The following is a 23,626-nucleotide window of genomic DNA, read 5'->3' as shown; positions in this document are numbered from 1 at the left end:
CGACGTCCGGTTTTCTCGCCGTGGGGACTTCGAGAAAAGGTTGTAAAGGCCGACTATGAAGGCAGCATTCAAGTTTGCGAGCGCCGCGTCCGCGGTGGCTCTGTCCGCAGCACTGGCCGTTCCCGGAGCAGTCGCTGTCCAGTTTGTTGCCGTGTCTGCCGCCGAGGCGGCGGTGGTCAACCGAGTCGAAGTGCGCGGCAACCAGCGCGTCGATGCCGACACGGTCCGCAACTACATCAACATCAAGCCCGGCAAGTCGTTCACGAACAACGACATTGACGATGCGGTGAAGGCGCTGTTCGGCAGCGGCTTGTTCTCCGATGTGCGTATCAATCAGGTCGGTTCGACCTTGGTGGTTCAGGTCTCCGAATACCAGGTCGTCAACAATGTGCTGTTCCAGGGCAACAAGAAGCTGAAGGACGCCCAGCTCGGCAGCGCCGTTCAGCTGAAGCCGCGCGGTGCCTTCTCGCAAGCGACGCTCGAGTCCGATGCACAGGCGATCAAGGAAGCCTACAAGCGCGTCGGCCGTGATGACGTGACCGTCGGCACGAAGGTCATGGATCTCGGCGAGAACCGCGTGAACGTGGTGTTCGAGATCAATGAAGGTGGCCGCACCAAGATCGCGGCTATCAACTTCGTCGGCAATACTGCCTATAGCGATCGTCGTCTGTCCGACATCATCTCGACCAAGCGCTCGTCGATCCTGTCGTTCATGCTGCGCGACGATATCTACGACGAGGGTCGCCTGCGCGCCGACGAGGAAGCGCTGCGCCGCTTCTATTTCAATCACGGTTACGCCGACTTCCAGGTCGTTTCCGCTTTCGGCGAACTCGACGAAGCGACGAACCAGTACACCATCACCATCACGGTCGATGAAGGTCAGCGCTACACCTTTGGTGACGTGTCGGTCGAAAGCACGATTCCGGAAGTCGATGGCGCGACGCTGCAGTCGTTGGTCGAGACACGCAAGGGCGACGTCTACAACGCCAAGAACGTTGAAGATTCGATCATTGCGATCACCGAGAATGTCGCCGGCAAGGGTTATGCCTTCGCCAAGGTGACGCCGCGTGGCGATCGCAATTTCGAGAGCCGCACCATCAACGTGGTCTACACGGTTGACCAGGGTGCCAAGGCCTATGTCGAGCGCATTGAGATCCGCGGCAACGAGCGTACGCGTGACTTCGTTATCCGTCGCGAATTCGACGTGTCCGAAGGCGATGCGTTCAACCAGGTTCTCATCCAGCGTGCCAAGAAGCGTCTTGAGGCGCTGAACTTCTTCGAGCGCGTCGAAATCTCGACGGCGCCCGGTTCGCAGCCTGATCAGGTGGTGCTGGTCGTCGATCTCATCGAGAAGTCGACCGGTGAGTTCTCGATCGGTGCCGGCTATTCGACCGGTGGCGACAATGCCGGACCGTCTGTGGAAGGCTCGATCACCGAGCGCAACTTCCTTGGTCGCGGTCAGTTCATCAAGTTCTCCGCCGGTGGCGGCAAGAACTCGCGCGACTACGGCTTCTCGTTCACCGAGCCTTATTTCTTGGGACGCCGTATCGCCGCGGGCTTCGATATCTATCGTCAGACCCGCAAATACGATCACTACGATAGCGATATCACCGGCGGTACGATCCGTTTCGGTCTGCCGATCACGGACAATATCTCGACGCAGCTCGCGTATAATATTTCCCAGGAGAAGTACGACCTCAGCTGCGTTCCAACTCCCCCGGGCGGAGATTGCAACGTATCGCAGGCCATCATCAATGGTGTGGCGCAGAGCCCCTGGATCAAGTCGTCGGTCAGCGGTACGCTGGTTTACAACACCATCGACGACATGAAGAATCCGCGCAACGGCATCTACGCCAACTTCACGACGGAAGTTGCTGGCTTGGGTGGCGACGCAAAGTTTGCAAAGTTCACTGGTCGCGCCAGCTACTATCAGACTCTCTCGGAAGAGCTTGATATTGTTGGTCTCGTCTCCGCAGGTGGTGGTCACATCATCGGCTTCGGCGACGATGGGCTTCGCGTGTTCGATCAGTTCAAGAGCAGCGATCGCATGATCCGCGGCTTCGAATATAACGGCATCGGACCACGCGATACGGTTACCGGCGAGCACCTCGGCGGCACGACGTATTTCAATGCGTCGGCTGAAGCCCAGTTCCCGATCCCGGTCGTTCCCGAAAGCTTCGGCCTGCGCGGTGCGGTGTTCGCGGACGCTGCAACACTTTACGGCAGCAAGGTGAAGGACGTGAGCTTCGGTACGTCCACCGATCTGCAGCTGCGCGCTTCCGTCGGCGTTGGCCTGCTCTGGGCGTCGCCCTTCGGTCCGCTGCGTGTCGACTATGCGATGCCGATCAAGAAGCAGGACGGCGACAATACGCAGGAATTCAATTTCGGCATTTCGACCCGCTTCTAATCGCGCGGAACAATGTGTCCGGGCCCTTCGGGGCCCGGATGCTTTTTACCGGCCCAGCTGGAACAGCATCACATGACGGATCCGGTGTTCTTTGTGCCGTCGCGCCTCTATCAGGTGGGCGAGGTGGCCGAACTGACTGGCGCCACTCTCGTCAATCCCGACCATTCCAAGATGGAAATTGCGACAATCGCCTCCGCGCATGACGGCGGCGAAGGAGCACTTGTCTTTGTCGACGGCAAACGCAACGCCGCTTCGCTTGCGACCTTGCAGGCGGTGGCTGTGCTCTGCACGCCCGATGTCGTGGGCCTGGTTCCCGAGGGCATTGCCGTTCTTGTCACGCCGCGACCGCAGCAGGCATTCGCCCGCATCGGACGGCTGCTCTATCCGGAGGCCGAGCGCCCCGTGGGCGTTACCGGCGAGACCGGTGTTTCGGCCCATGCCCATGTCGATGCCAGCGCCCATGTCGAAACAGGTGCGATCGTCGAGGCTGGCGCGGTGATCGGCCCGCTCGCCTCCATCGGCAGCGGTACGGTTATCGCAGCGAATGCGGTGGTCGGGCGTTCGGTGCAGATCGGCCGCGACTGCTACATCGGCCCACACAGTTCTGTGCAATACGCATTGCTTGGCAATGGCGTGATCATCCATGCCGGTGCGCGGATTGGTCAGGATGGCTTCGGTTTTGCCGGCGGGCCGAAGGGCCCGGAGCGCGTGCCGCAGATCGGCCGCGTCGTCATCCAGGACAATGTCGAGATTGGCGCGAATTCCACGGTGGATCGCGGCGCGATGGCCGACACGATCATCGGCGAGAACACCAAGATCGACAATCTGGTCCAGATCGCGCACAACGTGCGGATCGGTCGCAATTGTGTCATAGCCGGACTTACGGGTATCTCGGGGTCGGTGACGGTCGGCGACGGGGTCATGATGGGCGGCGGCGTCGGCCTCGCCGATCATCTCACCATCGGTGCCGGAGCAAAGCTTGCAGCGCGCAGCGGTTTCATGCACGACGTGCCGGCGGGCGAGGTCTGGGGCGGCTATCCCGGAAAACCGATGAAGGACATGATGCGCGAGTTTGTGGCGCTCAAAAAGCTGGCCAAAGGCAAGGCGAAAGAGGGTGGACGAGATGAGTGAGCAGGCAACGACAACGCTTGAAGCGGTCGACATTCTTGGCCTGTTCAGGCTGCTGCCGCACCGCTATCCGTTCCTGCTGATCGATCGCATCGTCGATATCGATGGCGATGATTCCGCCGTCGGCATCAAGAACGTCACCTTCAACGAGCCGCATTTCCAGGGTCATTTTCCCGGCCAGCCGGTGATGCCTGGCGTTCTCATCATCGAGGCCATGGCACAGACCGCCGGTGCGATCTGCCTGCGCCTGGTGATCGACGAAAGCCCTTCGCTGGTCTATCTGATGACCGTCGACGGTGCCAAGTTCCGCAAGCCGGTGGTACCCGGCGACCAGATGCGCATCCATGTCAAGAAGATCAAGAAGCGCGGCAACATCCTGAAATTCGCCTGCGAGGCGCGTGTTGACGGCGCGACCGTCGCCGAGGCCGAAGTGGCGGCCATGATGGTGCCCAAGGAATAACAAGAACGCTTATGCAGACCGAAACTTTCATCCATCCTCTGGCCGTAGTCGAAGCCGGGGCCCAGTTGGGCGTGGGCGTCCGCGTCGGCCCGTTTTGCCACGTCAGCGCCGACGCCGTGGTTGGCGACCGGGTCGAACTGGTCAGCCATGTCTCGATCATGAACGCGACGACCCTGGGCGAAGGCACCAAGGTGTTTCCGCAAGCGACGCTGGGTGCGCCGCCGCAGAACAACAAGCACAAGGGCGGCCGCACGACACTGATCATCGGAAAGAACTGCACGATCCGCGAAGGCGTGACCATGCACACCGGCACCGATACCAGCCGTGGCGAGACCATCGTCGGCGACAACGGCAATTACCTTGCCTATGCCCACGTCGCGCATGACTGCATCGTCGGCAACAACATCACCTTCGCCAATGGTGCGACGCTGGGCGGCCATGTCGAGGTCGGCAACAACGTCACCATCGGCGGCCTGACTGCAGTGCATCAGTTCGTCCGCATCGGCGATAACGCCTTCATCGGCGGTTGCTCGGCGGTTGTCGGTGACGTCATTCCATTCGCCATTGCAGTCGGCAATCGCGCCAGCCTGCGCGGCCTCAACATCGTCGGCCTGCGCCGTTCGGGCCTGCCGCGCGAGGAGATCCACCTGCTGAGGCGAGCCTACAAGACGATCTTCGACCGCTCGCACACGATTGCCGAGAATGTCGAGACTGCGCGCTCCGAATTTGGCTCCTCGCCCATCGCGATGAAGATCGTCGATTTCATCTCCAGCCGCGGCAAGCGACATTATGCCATGCCGCCCCTAAAGGGTGTTGTCGATGACGACGCCGATGACGAAGGTTAAAGGGCGTACGCAATTCGATCTCGGCGCTGCCGATCGGGTCGGCATCATCGCCGGTAGCGGCCGGCTTCCGGTCAATGTTGCCGACAGCCTCGCCGCTGCCGGCCACAGGCCCTACATCATCCGCATTGACGGCGAGACCGATCCAGGCACGAGCTTGGCGGAGCACGATGGCGAAACGCTCGCTGTGGAGCAGTTCGCCGACCTCTTTGCGCTGTTGAAGCGCCAGAAAATCACCCATCTCATCCTCGCTGGTGGCGTTAGCCGCCGTCCGGCATGGAAAGCGATACGTCCCAGCATCTCGCTTCTTCGGATCTTGCCGCAGGCGCTTGCAGCGCTGACGCGCGGAGATGATGGCCTCCTGCGTATCCTGGTCAGCCTGATCGAACGCAGCGGCGTCAAGGTTGTCGGCGCGCACCAGATCGTGCCAAACCTTCTGGCGGTTGAAGGTCCGATGGGCACGCATGTACCGCAGCAAGGTGACTGGGCCGATCTTGAGGCCGGCCTGGAGGCCGCGCGTGCCATCGGTTCTCTCGATATCGGCCAGGCTGCCATTGCCATCGGCGGTCGTGCCATCGCCCTTGAAGGCATCGAAGGCACCGACCTGCTGCTCAAGCGCGTGCGTGAACTACGCGACAACGGCCGTATAGCCGGGCGCAAGCGCGGCGTTCTGGTCAAATGCGCCAAGCCGAACCAAGAGCTGCGCACCGACCTGCCGACCATCGGCCCTGCAACCGTCGATGCGGCACATGCGGCTGGCCTGGCCGGAATCGGCGTGGAGGCCAACCGCTCGCTGGTGCTGGATTACGGTGAACTGGTCGCAAGGGCCGACAGGCTCGGCCTGTTCGTCGTCGGGCTTGCGGACCAGGGGGCGCACAAATGACCTTGCCGGCGCTCAAGATAGCCATCGTTGCCGGCGAGGAGTCGGGTGACCTTCTTGGCGCCGATCTTGTAGCTGCTCTGCGCCGCCTGAGCGGGCGTGAGGTGCGTCTTGTCGGCATTGGCGGGCGTCATCTGCAGGAGCAGGGACTTACGCCACTCTTCGATGGCGGCGAGATCGCGCTCATGGGGCTCAGCGCCATCATCCGCGACCTGCCGCGACTGATGCGGCGCATCGGCGAGACGGCGCGGTTCATCGCTGCCGAAAAGCCTGACTGTGTGGTGACCATCGACAGTCCGGATTTTTCGCTGCGCGTGGCGAAAAAGGTCCGCGCGCTCGATCCCACGATTCCGATCGTCCATTACATCTGCCCCAGCGTCTGGGCCTGGCGTCCCGGCCGCGCCAAGGCGATGAAACCTGATATCGACGAGGTTCTGTGCATCCTGCCCTTCGAACCGGCCGAGCTTGCCCGGCTGGGCGGGCCGAAGGGCACCTATGTCGGTCATCGCCTTGCCAGCGACCCCGGCGTGGCGCTGGCCGCTGCGATGCAGCTGACCGAACGGGATCTTTCGCCTGAACGTGAAAAGACCTTGCTGCTGTTGCCGGGCTCGCGCCGCGGCGAGGTTCGCGGGCTGCTCGGCGCCTTCGGCGAAACCGTCACCGCCCTTCGTGCGCGCGGGCACCGCCTGCGTCTGGTACTGCCGACAGTGCCGCATGTTGCCGGTCTCGTCGAGGAAGGTGTTTCCAGCTGGGCGCACAAGCCGGAGATCGTGCTCGATCCCCGGCGCAAGTGGCAGGCCTTCGGCGAAGCGGATGCCGCACTTATCGCTTCCGGTACGGTTGCGCTCGAACTCGCGCTCGCCGGCGTGCCGATGATGTCCAGCTACAAGCTTGACCCTTTCATGCGTCTTGCCCAGCGGCTGATCACTGTGTGGAGCGCGTCGCTTCCCAATCTGATCGCCGACCGCCCCGTGATCATCGAGGTCTACAATCAGTATGTGCGGCCCGAGTGGATGGCGCGCCATGTCGAGGGACTTTTCTCCGACAGCGGCCTGCGTCGCTGGCAGAAGGACGGCTTTGCTGAAATAGCGCGCCGTATGGCAACCGAACGCCCTTCGGGCGAACTGGCAGCAGAAGCGGTTCTCGGCCACATCCGCACCTGAGTGCTGCGCGCGTCGGCACGGGCATAGAACGCTCCGACACTTTCAACCTTCGCATCGTGCGTTCGCAGCTGTCGCGATTTCGCGGCCTCTGCGCAAAAAAAACGCCCGCCAAAGGGCGGGCGTTTCACGTTCAGGTCGTCCGGATCAGCGCTTGGCGATCGGCACGTAATCGCGCTCGGGAGCGCCGGTGTAGAGCTGGCGCGGCCGGCCGATCTTCTGGCGCGGATCCTCGATCATTTCCTTCCACTGCGCGATCCAGCCGACGGTGCGGGCGAGCGCGAACAGCACGGTAAACATGGTGGTGGGGAAGCCCAGCGCCTTCAGCGTGATGCCCGAATAGAAATCGATGTTCGGGTAGAGCTTCTTCTCGATAAAGTATTCGTCGGTCAGCGCGATGCGCTCGAGCTCCATCGCCACATCAAGCGTCGGATCGTCCTTGATGCCGAGTTCGCCGAGCACTTCATGCGTGGTCTTCTGCATGATCTTGGCGCGCGGATCGTAGTGCTTGTAGACGCGGTGGCCGAAGCCCATCAGGCGGAACGGATCGTTCTTGTCCTTGGCGCGGGCGATGAATTCGGGGATGCGATCGACGGTGCCGATCTCGGCCAGCATGTTGAGGGCGGCTTCGTTGGCGCCGCCATGTGCCGGGCCCCACAGGCAGGCGATGCCGGCGGCGATGCAGGCGAACGGATTGGCGCCCGACGAACCGGCGAGACGCACGGTCGAGGTCGAGGCGTTCTGCTCATGGTCGGCGTGCAGGATGAAGATGCGGTCCATGGCGCGGGCCAGAACCGGGTTCACCTTGTACTCCTCGCACGGCACGGCAAAGCACATGTGCAGGAAGTTGGCAGCGAAGTTCAGCTCGTTCTTCGGGTAAACGAAGGGCTGGCCGATATGGTATTTGTAGGCCATGGCGGCGATCGTCGGCATCTTGGCGATCAGGCGGATCGAGGCGACCATGCGCTGATGCGGGTCGGAGATGTCGGTCGAGTCGTGGTAGAAGGCAGAGAGCGCGCCGACGACGCCGCACATGACGGCCATAGGGTGCGCGTCGCGGCGGAAGCCGGTGAAGAAGCGCGACATCTGCTCGTGCACCATGGTGTGGCGCGTGACGCGATAGTCGAAGTCGTCCTTCTGGGCCTTGGTCGGCAGCTCGCCGTAAAGCAGCAGGTAGCAGACCTCGAGGAAGTCGCCGTGCTCGGCGAGCTGGTCGATGGGGTAGCCGCGGTGCAGAAGCACGCCGGCGTCGCCGTCGATGAAGGTGATCTGCGACTCGCAGCTCGCCGTCGACGTGAAGCCCGGGTCATAGGTGAAGGCGCCTGTCGTGCCGTAGAGGGATGCGATGTCGATCACATCCGGCCCGACCGTTCCGCCTCGGACCTTGAACTCGTGAGTCTGGCCGCGGAATTCAAGTTTGGCGGTCGAATCTGTCATCGCATTCTCCTTAGTGCTCAGCCGCCGCAAGACGGCGAAATTTCAACAAGCAAACCCTTTGCCCGGAACGCTTGAACTTGCCTTCCAGCTTCCCCGCTGCTGTCAAATTGGCTTGTTGCCGCAATGTTGCACCGCAATAGCCTCATTTCAATGCAAAACTAGGAAAGCACTGCTGACCTAATCGATTTGATCGGAAATGCGGCTCAGACTTTCGTCGCGCCCCAGAACCTCCAGAACATCGAACACCCCAGGAGAGGTGCTCTTACCCGTCAGGGCGGCACGCAACGGCTGTGCCACGGCGCCCAGCTTCACATTTTCGCGTGTTGCGAACTCGCGGACGGCAGCTTCGGCGGAAGCTGCACTCCAGCCTGAGTCGACGGAGCTGAGTGCCCCATGCACACCTTTGAGGATGGCCTTTGCCGCGTCGTTGAGCAGGGTCGCTGCCTTCTCGTCGAGCGGCAGCGGACGCTGAGCAAACAGGAAGGCTGCGCCATCGGCGAGCTCGATGAGTGTCTTTGCGCGCTCCTTCAGGCCGGGCATCGCCGCGAGCAGCTGCGCTTTCGTCTTGTCGTTGAGTCCGTCGGCCACGGTCGCGCCGTTGGGCAGATAGGGCAGAGTGGCCACGAAGATGTCGAGCAGCTTGGCGTCGTCCATCTGGCGCATATGGACGCCGTTCAGCGCTTCCAGCTTGGCGAAGTCGAAGCGGGCAGCACCCTTGTTGACGTCCTCGATCTCGAACCAGGCGATCATGTTTTCAATGCTCATCACCTCGTCGTCGCCGTGGCTCCAGCCGAGACGGGCGAGATAGTTGAGCAGCGCCTCGGGCAGGTAGCCCATGCCGCGATAGGCATCGACACCGAGCGCGCCGTGACGCTTGGACAGCTTGGCGCCGTCGGCGCCATGGATCAGCGGAATGTGCGACATCACAGGCACGTCCCAGCCCATGGCGTCATAGATGACGGTCTGGCGCGCGGCATTGGTAAGGTGATCGTCCCCGCGGATGATGTGGGTCACGCCCATGTCATGGTCGTCGACGACGACCGCATGCATGTAGGTCGGCACGCCGTCCGAACGCAGAATGATGAAATCGTCGAGATCCTTGTTGGGGAAGCGAACGTCACCCTGCACGCGGTCGCGCACCAGCGTCTCGCCTTCCTGCGGCGCCTTGATGCGGATGACCGGTTTCACGCCTTCAGGCGCCTCGGAAGCATCGCGGTCGCGCCAGCGTCCGTCATAGCGCGGCGGGCGGCCTTCGGCGCGGGCCTTTTCACGCATCTCGTCGAGCTCGGTCGGCGTGGTGTAGCAATAATAGGCCTTGCCCATGCGAACGAGTTCCTCGGCCACTTCGCGGTGGCGCGGGGCGCGCTCGAACTGCGAGATGGGCGCACCTTCCCAGGTGAGTCCCAGCCAGGTCAGGCCCTCGAGGATCGCGGCGGTTGCAGCATCGGTCGAGCGTTCGCGGTCGGTATCCTCGATGCGCAGCAGCATCTTGCCGCCGGTGTGGTGGGCATAGAGCCAGTTGAACAGGGCGGTACGCGCACCACCGATATGCAGATAGCCGGTGGGCGAGGGGGCGAAGCGGGTGACGACGGACATAGCAGATTCCAAGGAAGCATGGCGTCGCCCGGCCGGAGGACCGGCGGCGCATGGTGTTTCGGTGGCGTTGATGTAGCATAGAAGGTCAGGGGCGCAAGAGGCAGGCCCGATGGGCGACCGGGTGCGGGAGGGGCAGGCCGGAGAAAGTCCGGCGGTGGAGGTCAGCGAGCGCGACTTGCTGAACCGTCCGGCTGCGCTTCCGACTTTGATCCCAGCGCCCGAACGACTGCCCGACGCGCCCGGCAATGCCGCGGAAGCCACGGCCCCAACCCTCTTCGGGGACGTCTCGGATCGTCTGTGGCTGGCTGGATCGGATCTGGCCAGGAGGCTGCGAACCGCTCGGGTTCAGCTTGCCGTCGAGGCCGAGCTCGAACGCGGTGCGGCATTCATGCTGGTCCCGGTCTTCCTCGCCCTGGGCGCGTTGATCTATTTCAACCTGCGCAATGAGCCCGAGCTGCTGCCTCTCGTGGCGGCGTTCGGGCTCATGCTTGCGCTTTGCGTGCTGGCCCGGTCGCGCAGGATCGTCCATCTCGGACTAGCGGCCTGGGCCTGCATGGCGCTCGGCCTGGTCGCCGCCAAGGTTGAAACCATGAGGATGGCTACAAAGATGCTCGGCGCCGAGGTTTCGACCACCCTGAGCGGGAGGGTGGTGGACATCGACCATCTCGACAAGGGGCGTCTGCGCCTTACCATCGATGTGGCTACGACCGCGAGACCCAGGCTGCGTTTTGCCCCCGATAGGGTAAGGCTCGTCGCCCGCCAAGCGCCTGAAGGTCTGGTCGCCGGCTCGACGGTGCAGGGCTACGCCAGGCTCATGCCGCCATCGGGGCCGGTGCGCCCCGGCAGCTACGACTTTTCCTTCGAGAGCTATTTCGACGGCATCGGCGCAAGCGGGTTCTTCATGAAGGGGCCAGATCTGGCGGCCTCGACGACAGAGCAGACGCCAACTCAAAGTATGTTGGCCTGGGTGGCGAATGCCCGTGACCGAGTTGCTGAGCGCATCCGCCAGCGTATTGGCGGTGCCGAAGGCGAGATCGCGGCAGCACTTGTGGTCGGCGTGCGTGGCGGCATCCCCGAAGATGTCAATGAGGCTCTCCGCCGAACAGGGCTCTATCACATCATCTCGATCTCCGGCCTGCATATGGCGATGGTTGCCGGCACGGTGATGTTCCTTATGCGTCTTGGCTTTGCCGCCTTCCCGGATTTCGCATCGCGGCATCCCGTCAAGAAATACGCCGCCGTCGTCGCCCTGGTCGGCATTGCCGCCTATCTGTTCATCTCGGGCGGAGAGGTGGCGGCCCAGCGCAGCTTCGTCATGCTGGCCGTGATGTTGACTGCGGTGCTGTTTGATCGTGCTGCGCTGACGATGCGCAATCTCGCCATTTCCGCCATCATCGTCATTCTGGTGTCGCCGCATGAGGTGGTCGGTCCGAGCTTCCAGATGTCGTTTGCCGCCACCGCAGCACTCGTCGGGGCCTATGGCTGGTGGTCCGAGCGCCGTGAGGAGCAGGCACAGCCTGTTGGCGAGATGACATTGTGGTCGCGTGCCTGGCACTGGGGGCGCAACGCCACAGTCGGCCTTGTCGCTACCTCCATCATCGCCGGTGTCGCCACGGCAGTGTTCGGCGCCTGGCATTTCCAGCGTGTGTCGCCGCTCAGCCTCGTCGCCAATCTGGCGGTCATGCCTGTCGTATCGGTGCTGGTGATGCCGTTCGCGGTGTTCGCCAGCCTAGCCATGCCCTTCGGACTGGATGGGCCGTTCCTCGATGTCATGGGCGCCGGTTTGCGCGTCATGATCGCCATGGCCGAATGGATTTCCGACCGCTCGCCGCTGGACGCCGTCGGGCTGGTATCGACCTGGTCGGTCGTGCTGGTGACAATAGCCCTTGTCGTCGCTGCGACGGCGACGACCTGGCTGCGCCTTGCCGCAGTGCCATTCGTCGTGGCCGGCGTGCTCGTCATCGGCGTCGCGCCGTCGCCGGATGTGCTCGTGGCCGAAGATGGACGCCTCGTCGGCGTCGCCACCGACGATGGCAAGCTCGCGGTCAACAGGCCAAGGCCAAACCAGTTCACGTCAGACAACTGGATGCGGGCGTTGGCGGTGGAAGAGCTTAGCAAGCCGTCGCAGGATGCAGAGAAGACCAGAGGGACCGCAGCTCCGGCGGCCGATGGCCCACGCTTTGGGGCCGCGCCGCAGAGCCTTCCTGCGAATGGTCGGGCCAAAGGCCTTGCGCCAGCTGAGGACGCCGTCAAAACCGTCGCCGGCGCAAGTGCCTTCCACTGCTCCGCGGGTTTGTGCACGCTTCGACATCAATCCGGCGCGACGGTTGTCCACGCGTCCAATGCTGCTGCGGCGTGGCAAGTCTGCCGAACGGCTGCACTCGTCGTCATCGACGATGCGACTGCTGGAGATGTCTGTGGCGGGCAGGTCGCAACCGTAGTGACCAAGCGCGATCTGGCGCGTCTGGGCAGCGCCGCGGTCTATCTGACGCCAGTCGTGGCGGGCGGCGCGTCGGTGCTATCGGTCGAATATGCCATCACCGAGCCCTACCGGCCATGGCATGCGCACCGCCAATTTTCCCGCGAGGCGAGGGGACTTGCACCCAATCGCCAAGAGGCGGTGAGAAAACAGCCAGACAACGCGACGACCGAATAGCCCACCGCAGGCAAGCGTGCCATATGCGGCAAGCTCGAAACTGCGGTCTATACGGCCTCGAAGCATCTCAAGACTACCATCGCCATTTCCGCTCTCCTCGGATTGCGGCCACGCTCAATGTCTTTGCTCTTACACAACTTGAGACGGAAAACGCTTCGTCTTCTGGGAGTTGCCCTAGTAGCGGCGGATCAGCCCGACGAGCTTGCCCTGCACCTTGACCCTGTCTGGCCCGAAGATGCGGGTCTCATAGGCGGGATTGGCTGCCTCCAGAGCGATCGAGGCGCCCTTGCGGCGGAAACGTTTCAGCGTCGCCTCCTCGTCGTCGACGAGGGCCACGACGATCTCGCCGGGGCTCGCGGTACTGGCATTCCGGATGATGACAGTGTCGCCGTCGAAAATGCCGGCCTCGATCATCGAGTCGCCTTTGACCTCAAGCGCATAGTGCTCGCCGCCCATGATCATGTCTGGCGGCACCGAAATGGTGTGTGTCCGGTGCTGGATCGCGTCGATCGGCACACCCGCAGCGATCCGTCCCATGACTGGAATGGCAATGGCGGACACGGCATCGTCGTCGTTGCTTGCAGCGGCCGGGCGCGACGGCTCGGGCTTGCGGCCAAGCGACCCTTCGATGACGCTTGGCGAGAACTTCCTGGCAGCGTTGAGACCGGGCGCAATCGAGTCGGGCAGGCGCAGCACTTCGAGCGCTCGTGCCCTGTTGGGCAGGCGGCGGATGAAGCCGCGTTCCTCGAGTGCGGTGATCAGGCGATGGATGCCGGACTTGGAGGCGAGGTCGAGCGCTTCCTTCATTTCATCGAAGGATGGAGGGATGCCCGCCTCCTTCAACCGCTCATGGATGAACAGCAGAAGCTCATGTTGTTTGCGCGTCAGCATCGCCGCCCCCAAGGAATCGCGAGAAAAACAAACCCGGAACAAACACTATCTGTTCCAGTTGTGTTCCGCAACTGTTTAAATTTCGTGAAGGTTATCGGCGGGATTGTTCAGCGCAGCATCAGCACGCGGCAGGCACTGCCGGATTCGGCCGGTTCCGCAAAGGGGCCGCGGATAACAGCGCAATTGGCGTCGGCCAGCGTCCGGAGCATGGACGAATCCTGCACCGTAAACGGCGTGACGACGAGCCCATCAAGGGTCTGGCGTGCGACAGCGCGGACAAAATCCTGACGCAGATCGTTGGCCGGCATCGGCGTATCGAGCACACCGTCCCTGATGTCGGCGACGTGAGAGCGTCCGCCCAATTTTGCCAGCAGCGGCTTCAGGAAGATGTGCGAGCAGATGAGGCTCGCGACCGGATTGCCGGGCAGGCCGACGCAGCGCGTCGCGCCGAGGCGACCAAACATCAGCGGTTTGCCGGGGCGCATGGCGATCTTCCAGAACGAAAGATCCATGCCGAGGCCGGTTAACACGCGATGCACTAGGTCGTGGTCGCCGACGGACGCACCGCCCAGTGTGACGATGACATCGGCCTTGGCGTCGAGTGCTTTCTGGACCAACCCCGAGATGGCGTCCGTGCTGTCGGCGGCTATGCCGAGGTCGAGCACACGAGCGCCGATCGAGCGGGCAATTGCAGCGACGCCATAGGCGTTGGACGAGATGATCTGGTCGGGGCCGGGCGTGCTACCCGGCAGCAGAAGCTCGTCGCCGGTGGCGATGATCGCGACCAGTGGTGCGCGCACCACCTGGACGTCGGGGTGATTGGCGGAGGCGATCAGCGAGAGGGCTGCCGGATCGAGCAGGCGGCCGGCGTCGAGGATGAGGTCGCCTTCGCTGAAATCGAGGCCGCTGAGGCGAATGTTGCGGCCGGGATCTGTCGGTTCCAGCACTTCGACCGCACCATTGCCGAGATCACGCGCGTTTTCCTGGATCACCACGGTGTCCGCCCCCGCGGGAACCGGCGCTCCGGTGAAGATGCGCACTGCCTGTCCCGTACTGACGGTCCCGGTGAATTGTCGTCCCGCCGGGGCCTGGCCGATGACTGAAAGTTTCGCCGGAAGCGTGGCGATGTCTGCTGCCCTGACAGCATAGCCGTCCATGGCGGAGGCGTCGAAAGGCGGCTGGGTGCGCAAGGCGTACAGCGGTGCCGCCAGAACGCGGTCGGCTGCCTCGTGCAGGGTAACCCGATCCGTGCCGGTGGGTGCGGCACCTTCAAGCAGGCGTTCGAGAGCCTCGGTGACCGGCAGCAGTGCCATCTATTCTGTCGCCTTGAAGTCGCCCGACTTGCCGCCGGTCTTTTCGATCAGCCGGATGCCTGAAATCACCATGCCGCGGTCGGCCGCCTTGGCCATGTCGTAGATGGTCAGGCAGGCAACTGAGGCAGCCGTCAGCGCCTCCATCTCGACGCCGGTCTTGCCGGTGACGCGCGCAAGTGCGGTCACGCGCAGGCCGGGCAGGGTCTCGTCCGGCTCGATCTCAACCGTCACCTTGGTCAGCAGGATCGGATGGCAGAGCGGGATCAGCTCATGCGTGCGCTTGGCCGCCATGATGCCGGCAATGCGCGCTGTGCCCAGCACGTCGCCCTTCTTGGCGTTGCCGGAGAGGATTAGATCAAGCGTCTCGGGCCGCATGGCGATCATGCCTTCGGCGATCGCCGTGCGGGTCGTTTCGGCCTTGTCGCCGACATCGACCATGTTGGCTTCGCCCGCGGCACCGATATGGGTGAGCGCCGCTGCCATGTCAGGCTCCGGCCGCTTGCTGCGCGCCTTCGAGCAGCAAGCGGGTCGCTGCCGCCACGTCGGACTGACGCATCAGGCTTTCGCCGACGAGGAAGCTGCCGATGCCCGACTTCTCCAGCCGCAGACAATCGTCATGGGTGAAGATGCCGCTTTCGCCGACCAGAACGCGATCCGCCGGCACCATCGGCGCCAGCCGCTCCGACGTGGTGAGGCTCACCTCGAAGGTCCTGAGGTTACGGTTGTTGACGCCGAGGAGCCGCGATTCAAGCTTCAGCGCACGCTCGGTCTCTTCCTCGTCATGCACCTCGATCAGGGCATCCATGCCGAGCTCGAAGGCGGTGTCCTCGAGGCGGCTGGCATCGTCGTCGCTCAGGCTCGCCATGATTATCAGGATGGCGTCCGCGCCCCAGGCACGGGCTTCGTAGACCTGGTAGGGCTCGAACATGAAGTCCTTGCGCAGCGCGGGCAGGGCGCAGGCCTTGCGCGCCGCGGTGAGGAATTCCGGGGCGCCCTGGAACGACGGCGTGTCGGTCAGGACAGAAAGGCAGGCGGCGCCGCCCCCGGCATAGGCTTGAGCCAGCGACGGCGGATCGAAATCGGCGCGGATCAAGCCCTTGGACGGGCTCGCCTTCTTGATCTCGGCGATCAGCCCGAAACGGCCCTCGCGGCGCTTGGCTTCCAGCGCCTTGAGGAAGCCGCGCGGCGTGTCGGCATCGCGTGCCTGCGCCTGCAGTTCGCCGAGCGGCAGGCGGGCCTTGGCAGCTGCGATCTCGTCGCGCTTGTAGGCTTCGATGCGGCGGAGGATGTCGGCCATGGTGCTATCCGTTCGAGATGCCGACCAGCCGGTCGAGCACGGCGCGGGCGCGGCCACTGTCGATCGCATCGGCGGCAAGCTTGATGCCTTCGCCAATGGTTGCGACCTTACCGGCGACAACCAGGCCGGCGCCGGCATTCATCAGAACCGTGTCGCGATAGGCACCCTTGGCACCCTCTATCACGCCACGCAATGCCGCCGCATTGTAGGAGGAATCACCGCCACGCAGCTCTTCGCGCGTGTGCCTGGCGAGGCCGACCTGTTCGGGCGTCAGCGTGAAGGTCGAGATCTTGCCGTCGGCCAAGGCCGCGACATGCGTTTCGCCCGTCGTGGTGATCTCGTCATAGCCGTCGCCATGAACGACCCAGGTCGAGACGGCGCCAAGTTCCTTCAGCGTCTCGGCGACCGGAACAATCCATTCGGGCGAGAACACGCCGACGAGCTGGCGGTCGACGCCGGCCGGATTGGAGAGCGGGCCGAGCAGGTTGAAGATGGTGCGCGTGCCGAGTTCGACGCGTGTCGCACCGACATGCTTCATTGCCGGATGATGCGCGGGCGCGAACATGAAGCCGACGCCTGCTTCGTGGATGCATCGGCCGATGGCCTCGGGCGTAAGCTCGATGTTGACGCCCAGCGCCGTCAGCACGTCGGCAGCGCCTGTCAGCGACGACAGGCCGCGATTGCCGTGTTTGGCCACAGGCACGCCCGCGCCGGCGATGACGAAGGCCGATGCGGTCGAGATGTTGACGCTGTGCGAGCCGTCACCACCGGTGCCGACGATGTCGATGGCATCCGCAGGTGCGTCGACGCGCAGCATCTTGTCGCGCATCGTGGCGACGGCGCCCGAAATCTCGCTGACGGTTTCGCCGCGCACGCGCAGCGCCATCAGGAAGCCGCCTATCTGGCCGGGCGTCGCTTCGCCCGACATGATGATGTCGAAAGCATCGCGTGCTTCCTCGAAGGTGAGCGGCGTTCCCGCTGCGACCTTGGCGATATGGGGCTTCAGCGCGCTCATCTTGCCGGTGCCGTGCTTGCCCGGGCCAGGGCCTGCTGGTTGACGGTTGCACCGTATTCGGCCTGCAGTTGCTGCACCAACTGATCGAGCAGGTCGTCCGACATGCCGGTGGCGAAGGACTTCTGCGCGTCTGCCGGAACCGTGCTGGCATCGGCGCCGGCCGGCTCAAACACCTCGACGATCTTGAACAGGATCTGGCCGTCGCCGGTCGGCGAGGGCACGACGCCGGTGCCGCCCTGGCCCATCTCGAACATGGCGGCAGCACCTTCGCGACCGAAGTCGGCGTCATCGGCCTCGCGCTTCAAGCCGCGCTTGGTCTGCTTCTCGAGATTGAGCTCGGAGGCGATGGTGGCGAGGTCGGTACCGTCCTTGAGGCGCTTTGCCAGCTCGTCGGCCTTGTCCTTGAGGCGCTTTGTCGTCTCGGCGGCAGTCCAGTCGGCCACAACCTTGTCGTGGACCTCGTCGAGCGTACGATCACGGGCAGGCGTGATGCCGTTGACCTCGAAGAACACGAAGCCGTTGGTGCCGATGTTGAGCGGCTGGTTGTCGATGCCGGCTTCCGCCTCGAAGACGGCCTGGATCAGGTTGCGTGAGTCCGGCAGGGTGCTGACGACGGTGCCGTCAGGGCGCTGACCGGCGCGGTCGATCGCTTCGATGGTGTTGACCTTGAGCTTCAGCTTGTCGGCAGCCGACTGCATGGAATCGCCTCCAGCGCGCGCGTCTTCGTAGGAATCGTGCACGTCGAGCAGGATGCGATTGGCTTCCGCCAGGGCCAGGTCCTTGCGGATCTGGTCCTTGACCTCATCCAGAGGCTTGGTTGTCTCGGGTGTCACTTCACTGACGCGGACCAGCACCGGTCCGAAGGCGCCCTGAATGACGTCGCTGACCTGGTTGGCCTGCAGCGCGAAAGCGGCTTCAGCAACCGCCTTGTCGGCGATAACGTCCTTGGTGACGGTGCCGAGCGCGACGTCTGCTGCGGTCTTGCCCTGGTCGGCGACCATCTTGTCGAATGCCGTGCCGCCCTTGATCGCGTCCGACGCTGCCTTGGCCGCATCGGCGCTGGCGAAGACCAGTTGGTCGATCTTGCGCGTCTCTGGCGTGGTGAAGTGCGACTTGTTCTTGTCGTAGTCCTGGCGAACCTGCTCGTCGGTCACCGAGCCGAGGTCCATGATGTCCTCGGGCTCAAGCTTGACATAGCTCAGCTTGCGGAACTCGGGTGCCGCGTAGTTCTTCTTGTTTTCCTCAAACCAGGTCTTGAGCGCGTCGGCAGCCGGAGGGGCGATTGGCTCGACCAGCGACTTCGGCAGGGTGAGGTAATCGACGGTGCGGTCTTCGCCGCGATAAAGGGCTACTGCTCGCAGGAAGGTGTCGGGCGCCTTCATGCCGTCGGAAACGGCCTCGACGATCTGCTGGCGCACGGCGACCTGGCCGCGGTTCTTAAGATAGTCCTCGGGGCGCATGCCGATCTGGCGCAGGATGTATTCGAATGCACGGCGGTCGAACTGGCCATCGGGACCCTTGAAGGTCGGATCGTCCCAGGTCAGCTGTGCCAGGCGGTCCTTGGACAGGCCGAGGCCGAGCTTGCGCGCCTGCTCATCGAGCACCGCACCTGCAACGAGCTGCGCCACGACCTGGTTCTCGATGCCGAGCGCCTTGGCCTGTTCGGCAGTCAGGCGCTGGCCGAACTGCTGCGACATGACATTGAGCTGGCGGTCGTAGGCGAGGCGATATTCGACTGCGGACACAGAGGTGCCGCCAGCGGTGATGACCTTGTCGCCGCCGAATTCGTGTAGCATGCGTCCGGAAATGCCCCAGATGGCGAAGCTCACCACAAGCAGCAGAAGCAGCAGCTTCGCGACCCAGGTTCCAGCGGCACTTCGCATCGTTTCGAGCATATTCAGATCCCGTATTCGCGCATTCTCGCATGCGCCTGCATGAACGAAGCGCAATAGCGTCCTTCGACGCCAGTGTCGATTGCTTTGTGGCCTGATTTTGGTAGTGAGGGTGCCCGAGCGTAGTTAGATGTCGAGGGAAGAGCACATGACTCCAGGAATTCGCCCACTCGTTGCCGGCAACTGGAAAATGAACGGCACGAGCGCATCGCTCAATGAATTGCGGAGCATTGCGGGCGGTTTCATGAGCGGCCTCGACGCCGACACCGAAGCTTTGCTCTGCCTGCCGTCGACGCTGTTGTCGCGCGCCTCGGAAATCCTCCATCGCACGCCGGTCAAGGCGGGCGGCCAGGATTGCCACGCCAGGGAAAACGGCGCCCACACCGGCGATATCTCGGCCGAGATGCTGAAGGATGCAGGCGCGAGCCACGTCATTGTCGGCCACTCCGAACGCCGCACCGACCATGGTGAAACCGATGATGTCGTCCGCGCCAAGGCGGAAGCCGCATGGCGGGCAGGGTTGGTCGCCGTCATCTGCATCGGCGAGACGCTTGCCGAACGCGAGACGGGGGAAACCCTGAAGGTGCTGTCGCGCCAGATCGAAGGTTCGGTGCCCGGCACCGCTACCCCATCCAATGCGATCATCGCCTACGAACCAGTCTGGGCCATCGGCACTGGCCTTACCCCGACCGCCGCCGACGTGGCCGAAGCGCATGCGCATATCCGTACACGCCTGACCGACAAGCTCGGCGAGGTGGCTGCCAAGATGCGCATCCTCTATGGCGGCTCGGTGAAGCCGTCGAACGCCGTCGAGCTTCTCAACATCGCCAATGTCGACGGCGCGCTCGTCGGTGGCGCCAGCCTCAAGGCTGCCGACTTCCTCGGTATCGCGGAAGCCTATCGCAAGCTCTGATTTAACCCAGGGTGACCGTTGCAAAGGCAGCGTGTCGCCCCATATTCGGGCGGCGGGCTTGGAAATGCTGTCAAAGCATTGTATTGAGCCGCCTCCGGAATGCCGGGCGCGTTAGCGTGCCGGCCAGTCCCCGTCAGGAAAGATCCCAGGAAGCGCAATGGAAACCGTCATCATCGTCATCCATCTGATGGTCGTGCTCGCCCTCGTCGGCGTGGTGCTTCTGCAGCGTTCCGAAGGCGGTGGTCTCGGCATCGGCGGCGGTTCCGGCTTCATGACTGCGCGCGGCGCCGCCAATGCGCTGACCCGCGCCACGGCAATCCTGGCAACCGTCTTCTTCGTCACGTCGCTGACGCTGTCGATCATCGCCCGCTACGGCGAGAAGCCGATCGACATTCTCGACCGCGCTCCGGCGACGCAGGGAGCGCCGTCGGGCAACGGCCAGGGCATCCTCAATCAGCTCGGCGGTTCGACGGCCCCGGCCCCAGCGGCACCTGCTTCGGGCACGACGGCGCCTGCAGCACCCGCGACCGAACAGCCTGCAGCGCCGGCTACCGCTCCGGCGGCCTCGGGTTCGGCCGAGCAGCCTGCTTCGGGCACGGCTCCTGCCACGCCGCAGGTTCCCAACTAAATCGAGCCTGCCTGCCGCAACCTGTTGTTGTTTGAACACAGTCGCGGCAAATCAGCCTGTATCACGAATTCGCGATCACTTAGCCGGAGTTGCCTCTCTTGAGGCGGCTCCGGCTAATCGCTTATAGCAGGGGCGCGGCAAGTGGACGGGGGCCTCGGGGGCACCGCACGTTGTCGTTGCATTATTTGCCTTGAACGTTCGGGATCTTTCGCCATGCAGCTCCGCCGCATCCTACTCGCCGGTCTTTGCGCCTCCCTTCTGAGCTCCACCGCCGCCCTTGCCGCCACTCCCGCCGGCAGGGTCGAGGCGCCGCAGCCTGGGGTTGCAAGTGACGTGATTGCCGTCGCCGCAAAGAGCGATGTCTCAGAACTGAAGCAGCTCAAGAAAAAGAAGAAGCCGACCGACGACGATCTGGCCCGAATCAAGGAGCTGGAATCCAAGATCAAGGCCGACAACGAGACGGCCCGCCTGAAGATGCTCGAGGCCAAGAAGATGGCCATGCGCGAAGCCGCCAAGCAGAAGGCCGAGCAGGCCCGTGAACTGGCTCGTCTGAAGAAGGCCGAGAAGGCGAACGAACAGGTCGCTTCGGCCGCTCCCGCCAAGCGCAACCTGCAGCCTCTCGAGGTGATGAAGCCTATCGAGCCGCTCGCTCCCGACGCGATGGAGGTGGCTTCCACGGGCAACAGCGGTGAACTGCGCAGCGAGGCTCCGGGCAAGCCCAAGCAGGCCGGCCTGTTCGGCGGTATCTTCGGCAGCGCACCTCAGCAGCAGGCCATGCTGCCGCAGACCCGGGCGCTGGACGCTGTGCTGCAGGCCAAGCAGGCCAAGAAGCAGTTCAAGGTAAAGTCCGATTTCGAGCCGCAGGAAGTTTCGTTCCCCGGCTATGAACGTGGCCAGATCGTTGTCGACACCGGCTCGCGTTACCTCTACCTGATCGAGTCGTCCTCGACGGCCCGCCGCTATGCCATCGCGGTCGGCCGCGAAGGGCTGGAGTTCAAGGGCAAGGCGACCATCGGCGACAAGCAGGAATGGCCGCGCTGGATTCCGACCAAGGAAATGCAGGAGCGCGAGCCCAAGAAGTACGGCCAGTACAAGGACGGCATGAACGGCGGACCGGAAAACCCGCTCGGCGCGCGCGCCATCTACCTTTACCAGGGCAAGAAGGATACCCATATCCGTATCCATGGTACCAACCAGCCGCAGACGATCGGCACAAATTCTTCGAACGGTTGCTTCCGGATGGTCAATGACCATGTCATGGACCTCTACAATCGCGTGAAGATGGGCTCTGAAGTCATCGTCATGTAAGGCGTTCTTCGAACGCTGATAGTGGGCCGGCGGTCACGCCGGCCTTTTTGTTTGCGCGCATTCCCGCACGCAGAACCGTATTGCCAGATAGGGAAAAGTCCGACGCGGCGGATTTTTCTCTGGCGGAATCGATTTGGCCGCGTTAAGCGATGACTCCCATGGCGCGATATGTTTTCATCACCGGCGGCGTGGTCTCTTCCCTTGGAAAAGGCATAGCCGCAGCAGCCCTAGGGGCTCTTCTGCAAGCACGCGGATATCGCGTGCGCATCCGTAAACTCGATCCGTATCTGAACGTCGACCCGGGAACGATGTCGCCTTACCAGCATGGTGAGGTGTTCGTGACCGACGACGGCGCGGAAACCGATCTCGATCTCGGTCACTACGAACGCTTCACCGGGCGTTCGGCGAACCAGAGCGACAACATCACCACCGGCCGCATCTACAAGAACATCATCGAGCGTGAGCGGCGCGGCGACTATCTCGGCGCAACCGTGCAGGTCATTCCGCACGTCACCGACGAGATCAAGAACTTCATCCTCGACGGCAACGATGAGTACGATTTCGTGCTCTGCGAGATCGGCGGCACGGTGGGCGACATCGAGGCGATGCCGTTCCTCGAAGCCATTCGCCAGCTCGGCAACGACCTGCCGCGCAACAACGCGGTCTACGTGCATCTGACCTTGATGCCGTACATCCCGACCGCTGGCGAGCTCAAGACCAAGCCGACCCAGCACTCGGTCAAGGAGCTGCGCTCGATCGGCATTGCTCCGGACATCCTTCTGGTGCGCGCCGACCGCGACATTCCCAAGGAAGAGCGCCGCAAGCTGTCGCTGTTCTGCAATGTGCGCGAATCGGCCGTCATCCAGGCGCTCGACGTAGGCCACATCTACGACGTGCCACTGGCCTACCATAAGGAAGGCCTGGATTCGGAAGTGCTGGCCGCTTTCGGCATCGACCCTGCCCCCAAGCCGCGTCTCGACGCCTGGCAGAACGTGTCGCAGCTGATCCACAATCCCGAAGGCGAGGTCACCATCGCCGTGGTCGGCAAGTACACCGGCCTCAAGGATGCCTATAAGTCGCTGATCGAGGCGCTGTCGCATGGCGGCCTCGCCAACAACGTCAAGGTCAAGCTCGACTGGATCGAGAGCGAGGTCTTCGAAAAGGAAGATCCGGCACCGTTCCTGGAGAAAGTCCACGGCATCCTCGTGCCCGGCGGCTTCGGCGAGCGCGGCTCGGAAGGCAAGATCCTGGCAGCCAAGTTCGCCCGCGAGCGCAAGGTGCCGTATTTCGGTATCTGCTTCGGCATGCAGATGGCCTGCATCGAGGCGGCGCGTTCGTTGGCCGGCATCGAGAATGCCTCTTCGACCGAGTTCGGTTCGACCAAGGAGCCGGTTGTCGGCCTGATGACCGAATGGCTCAAGGGCAACATGCTCGAGAAGCGCAAGGCCTCGGGCGATCTCGGCGGCACGATGCGCCTCGGCGCGTTCGAGGCGCGGCTGTCGGAAGGCTCGAAGATCGCCGAGATCTATGGCGATACCGACATCTCCGAACGTCACCGCCACCGCTATGAGGTCAATATCGATTACAAGGAGCGCCTCGAAGAGTGCGGTCTGGTCTTTGCCGGAATGTCGCCAGACGGCGTGCTGCCCGAGACGGTCGAATATCCTGACCACCCCTGGTTCATCGGCGTCCAGTACCATCCGGAGTTGAAGAGCCGCCCCCTGGAGCCGCATCCGCTGTTTGCAAGCTTCATTGAAGCTGCCGTCGAACAAAGCCGGCTGGTCTGATATCCATGCGCGCCGA

At 63.4% G+C, this 23,626-nt stretch carries 19 protein-coding genes; 11 read left to right on the top strand and 8 right to left on the bottom strand.

Going from position 1 to position 23,626, the window contains the following annotated elements; all coding sequences use genetic code 11:
• Nucleotides 1–55: 55 nt before the first annotated feature.
• The 6 genes from bamA (at nucleotide 56) to lpxB (ending at nucleotide 6,880) form a co-directional block, all read left to right on the top strand.
• Nucleotides 56–2,407, top strand: a complete 2,352-nt coding sequence (bamA, locus tag B015_RS0112820) for an outer membrane protein assembly factor BamA (protein ID WP_018428101.1) — start codon at nucleotides 56–58, stop codon at nucleotides 2,405–2,407.
• A gap of 72 nt (nucleotides 2,408–2,479) precedes the next feature.
• Nucleotides 2,480–3,538 (top strand): UDP-3-O-(3-hydroxymyristoyl)glucosamine N-acyltransferase, encoded by a 1,059-nt coding sequence (gene lpxD / locus B015_RS0112815; RefSeq protein ID WP_018428100.1) that lies wholly within the window; start codon nucleotides 2,480–2,482, stop codon nucleotides 3,536–3,538.
• Nucleotides 3,531–3,995, top strand: a complete 465-nt coding sequence (gene fabZ, locus B015_RS0112810) for a 3-hydroxyacyl-ACP dehydratase FabZ (protein WP_018428099.1) — start codon at nucleotides 3,531–3,533, stop codon at nucleotides 3,993–3,995. Before lpxD ends, fabZ begins: the two co-directional genes overlap by 8 nt.
• Nucleotides 3,996–4,006: 11 nt before the next feature.
• Complete coding sequence (gene lpxA, locus B015_RS0112805; RefSeq protein WP_018428098.1) at nucleotides 4,007–4,840, top strand: acyl-ACP--UDP-N-acetylglucosamine O-acyltransferase; 834 nt, start codon at nucleotides 4,007–4,009, stop codon at nucleotides 4,838–4,840.
• Nucleotides 4,827–5,720: a UDP-2,3-diacylglucosamine diphosphatase LpxI gene (gene lpxI, locus B015_RS0112800; RefSeq protein WP_157632721.1), complete on the top strand. Its 894-nt coding sequence runs from the start codon at nucleotides 4,827–4,829 to the stop codon at nucleotides 5,718–5,720. The genes lpxA and lpxI overlap by 14 nt, the downstream gene beginning before the upstream one ends.
• Entirely contained in the window at nucleotides 5,717–6,880 is a 1,164-nt protein-coding gene (gene lpxB, locus B015_RS0112795; RefSeq protein ID WP_018428096.1) for a lipid-A-disaccharide synthase, read from the top strand. The genes lpxI and lpxB overlap by 4 nt, the downstream gene beginning before the upstream one ends.
• A 144-nt stretch (nucleotides 6,881–7,024) precedes the next feature.
• Here the strand turns inward: lpxB and gltA are convergent, their stop codons facing one another.
• Both gltA and gltX read right to left on the bottom strand, forming a co-directional pair.
• Nucleotides 7,025–8,314, bottom strand: a complete 1,290-nt coding sequence (gene gltA / locus B015_RS0112790; RefSeq protein WP_018428095.1) for a citrate synthase — start codon at nucleotides 8,312–8,314, stop codon at nucleotides 7,025–7,027.
• A 177-nt stretch (nucleotides 8,315–8,491) separates the two neighbouring features.
• The gene (gltX, locus tag B015_RS0112785; protein WP_018428094.1) at nucleotides 8,492–9,910 is read right to left on the bottom strand and encodes a glutamate--tRNA ligase; all 1,419 of its coding nucleotides are present in this window, start codon (nucleotides 9,908–9,910) and stop codon (nucleotides 8,492–8,494) included.
• Nucleotides 9,911–10,019: 109 nt separating this feature from the next.
• Here gltX and B015_RS0112780 point away from each other — a divergent pair, with 109 nt between their 5' ends.
• Complete coding sequence (locus B015_RS0112780) at nucleotides 10,020–12,566, top strand: ComEC/Rec2 family competence protein (protein WP_040456200.1); 2,547 nt, start codon at nucleotides 10,020–10,022, stop codon at nucleotides 12,564–12,566.
• Nucleotides 12,567–12,740: 174 nt separating this feature from the next.
• Here the strand turns inward: B015_RS0112780 and lexA are convergent, their stop codons facing one another.
• The 6 genes from lexA to B015_RS0112750 form a co-directional block, all read right to left on the bottom strand.
• Nucleotides 12,741–13,457, bottom strand: a complete 717-nt coding sequence (lexA, locus tag B015_RS0112775; RefSeq protein ID WP_018428092.1) for a transcriptional repressor LexA — start codon at nucleotides 13,455–13,457, stop codon at nucleotides 12,741–12,743.
• Nucleotides 13,458–13,564: 107 nt separating this feature from the next.
• Nucleotides 13,565–14,770 (bottom strand): gephyrin-like molybdotransferase Glp, encoded by a 1,206-nt coding sequence (gene glp, locus B015_RS0112770; RefSeq protein ID WP_018428091.1) that lies wholly within the window; start codon nucleotides 14,768–14,770, stop codon nucleotides 13,565–13,567.
• On the bottom strand, nucleotides 14,771–15,253 hold the full coding sequence (gene moaC / locus B015_RS0112765; protein WP_018428090.1) for a cyclic pyranopterin monophosphate synthase MoaC: 483 nt from the start codon (nucleotides 15,251–15,253) through the stop codon (nucleotides 14,771–14,773).
• A gap of 1 nt (nucleotide 15,254) precedes the next feature.
• Nucleotides 15,255–16,067 carry an indole-3-glycerol phosphate synthase TrpC gene (gene trpC, locus B015_RS0112760; protein ID WP_018428089.1) on the bottom strand — a complete coding sequence of 271 codons (813 nt, stop codon included), beginning with the start codon at nucleotides 16,065–16,067 and terminating at the stop codon, nucleotides 15,255–15,257.
• A gap of 4 nt (nucleotides 16,068–16,071) precedes the next feature.
• A complete protein-coding gene (gene trpD / locus B015_RS0112755; protein WP_018428088.1) occupies nucleotides 16,072–17,082 on the bottom strand; it encodes an anthranilate phosphoribosyltransferase in 1,011 nt (336 codons plus the stop codon).
• Nucleotides 17,079–18,977 carry a peptidylprolyl isomerase gene (locus B015_RS0112750; RefSeq protein WP_018428087.1) on the bottom strand — a complete coding sequence of 633 codons (1,899 nt, stop codon included), beginning with the start codon at nucleotides 18,975–18,977 and terminating at the stop codon, nucleotides 17,079–17,081. The genes trpD and B015_RS0112750 overlap by 4 nt, the downstream gene beginning before the upstream one ends.
• A 145-nt stretch (nucleotides 18,978–19,122) precedes the next feature.
• Here B015_RS0112750 and tpiA point away from each other — a divergent pair, with 145 nt between their 5' ends.
• From tpiA to B015_RS0112730, 4 genes are all read left to right on the top strand, one after another.
• Entirely contained in the window at nucleotides 19,123–19,887 is a 765-nt protein-coding gene (gene tpiA, locus B015_RS0112745) for a triose-phosphate isomerase (RefSeq protein ID WP_026227216.1), read from the top strand.
• A 157-nt stretch (nucleotides 19,888–20,044) separates the two neighbouring features.
• Nucleotides 20,045–20,515, top strand: a complete 471-nt coding sequence (secG, locus tag B015_RS0112740; RefSeq protein WP_018428085.1) for a preprotein translocase subunit SecG — start codon at nucleotides 20,045–20,047, stop codon at nucleotides 20,513–20,515.
• Between the two features lie 213 nt (nucleotides 20,516–20,728).
• On the top strand, nucleotides 20,729–21,823 hold the full coding sequence (locus B015_RS0112735) for a L,D-transpeptidase (RefSeq protein ID WP_018428084.1): 1,095 nt from the start codon (nucleotides 20,729–20,731) through the stop codon (nucleotides 21,821–21,823).
• 149 nt (nucleotides 21,824–21,972) lie between these two features.
• Nucleotides 21,973–23,610: a CTP synthase gene (locus B015_RS0112730; protein ID WP_085941092.1), complete on the top strand. Its 1,638-nt coding sequence runs from the start codon at nucleotides 21,973–21,975 to the stop codon at nucleotides 23,608–23,610.
• Nucleotides 23,611–23,626: the final 16 nt, after the last annotated feature.

It is taken from the genome of Hoeflea sp. 108, assembly GCF_000372965.1.
Lineage (GTDB): Bacteria > Pseudomonadota > Alphaproteobacteria > Rhizobiales > Rhizobiaceae > Aminobacter.
This window is presented reverse-complemented; position numbering and strand designations above follow the sequence as displayed.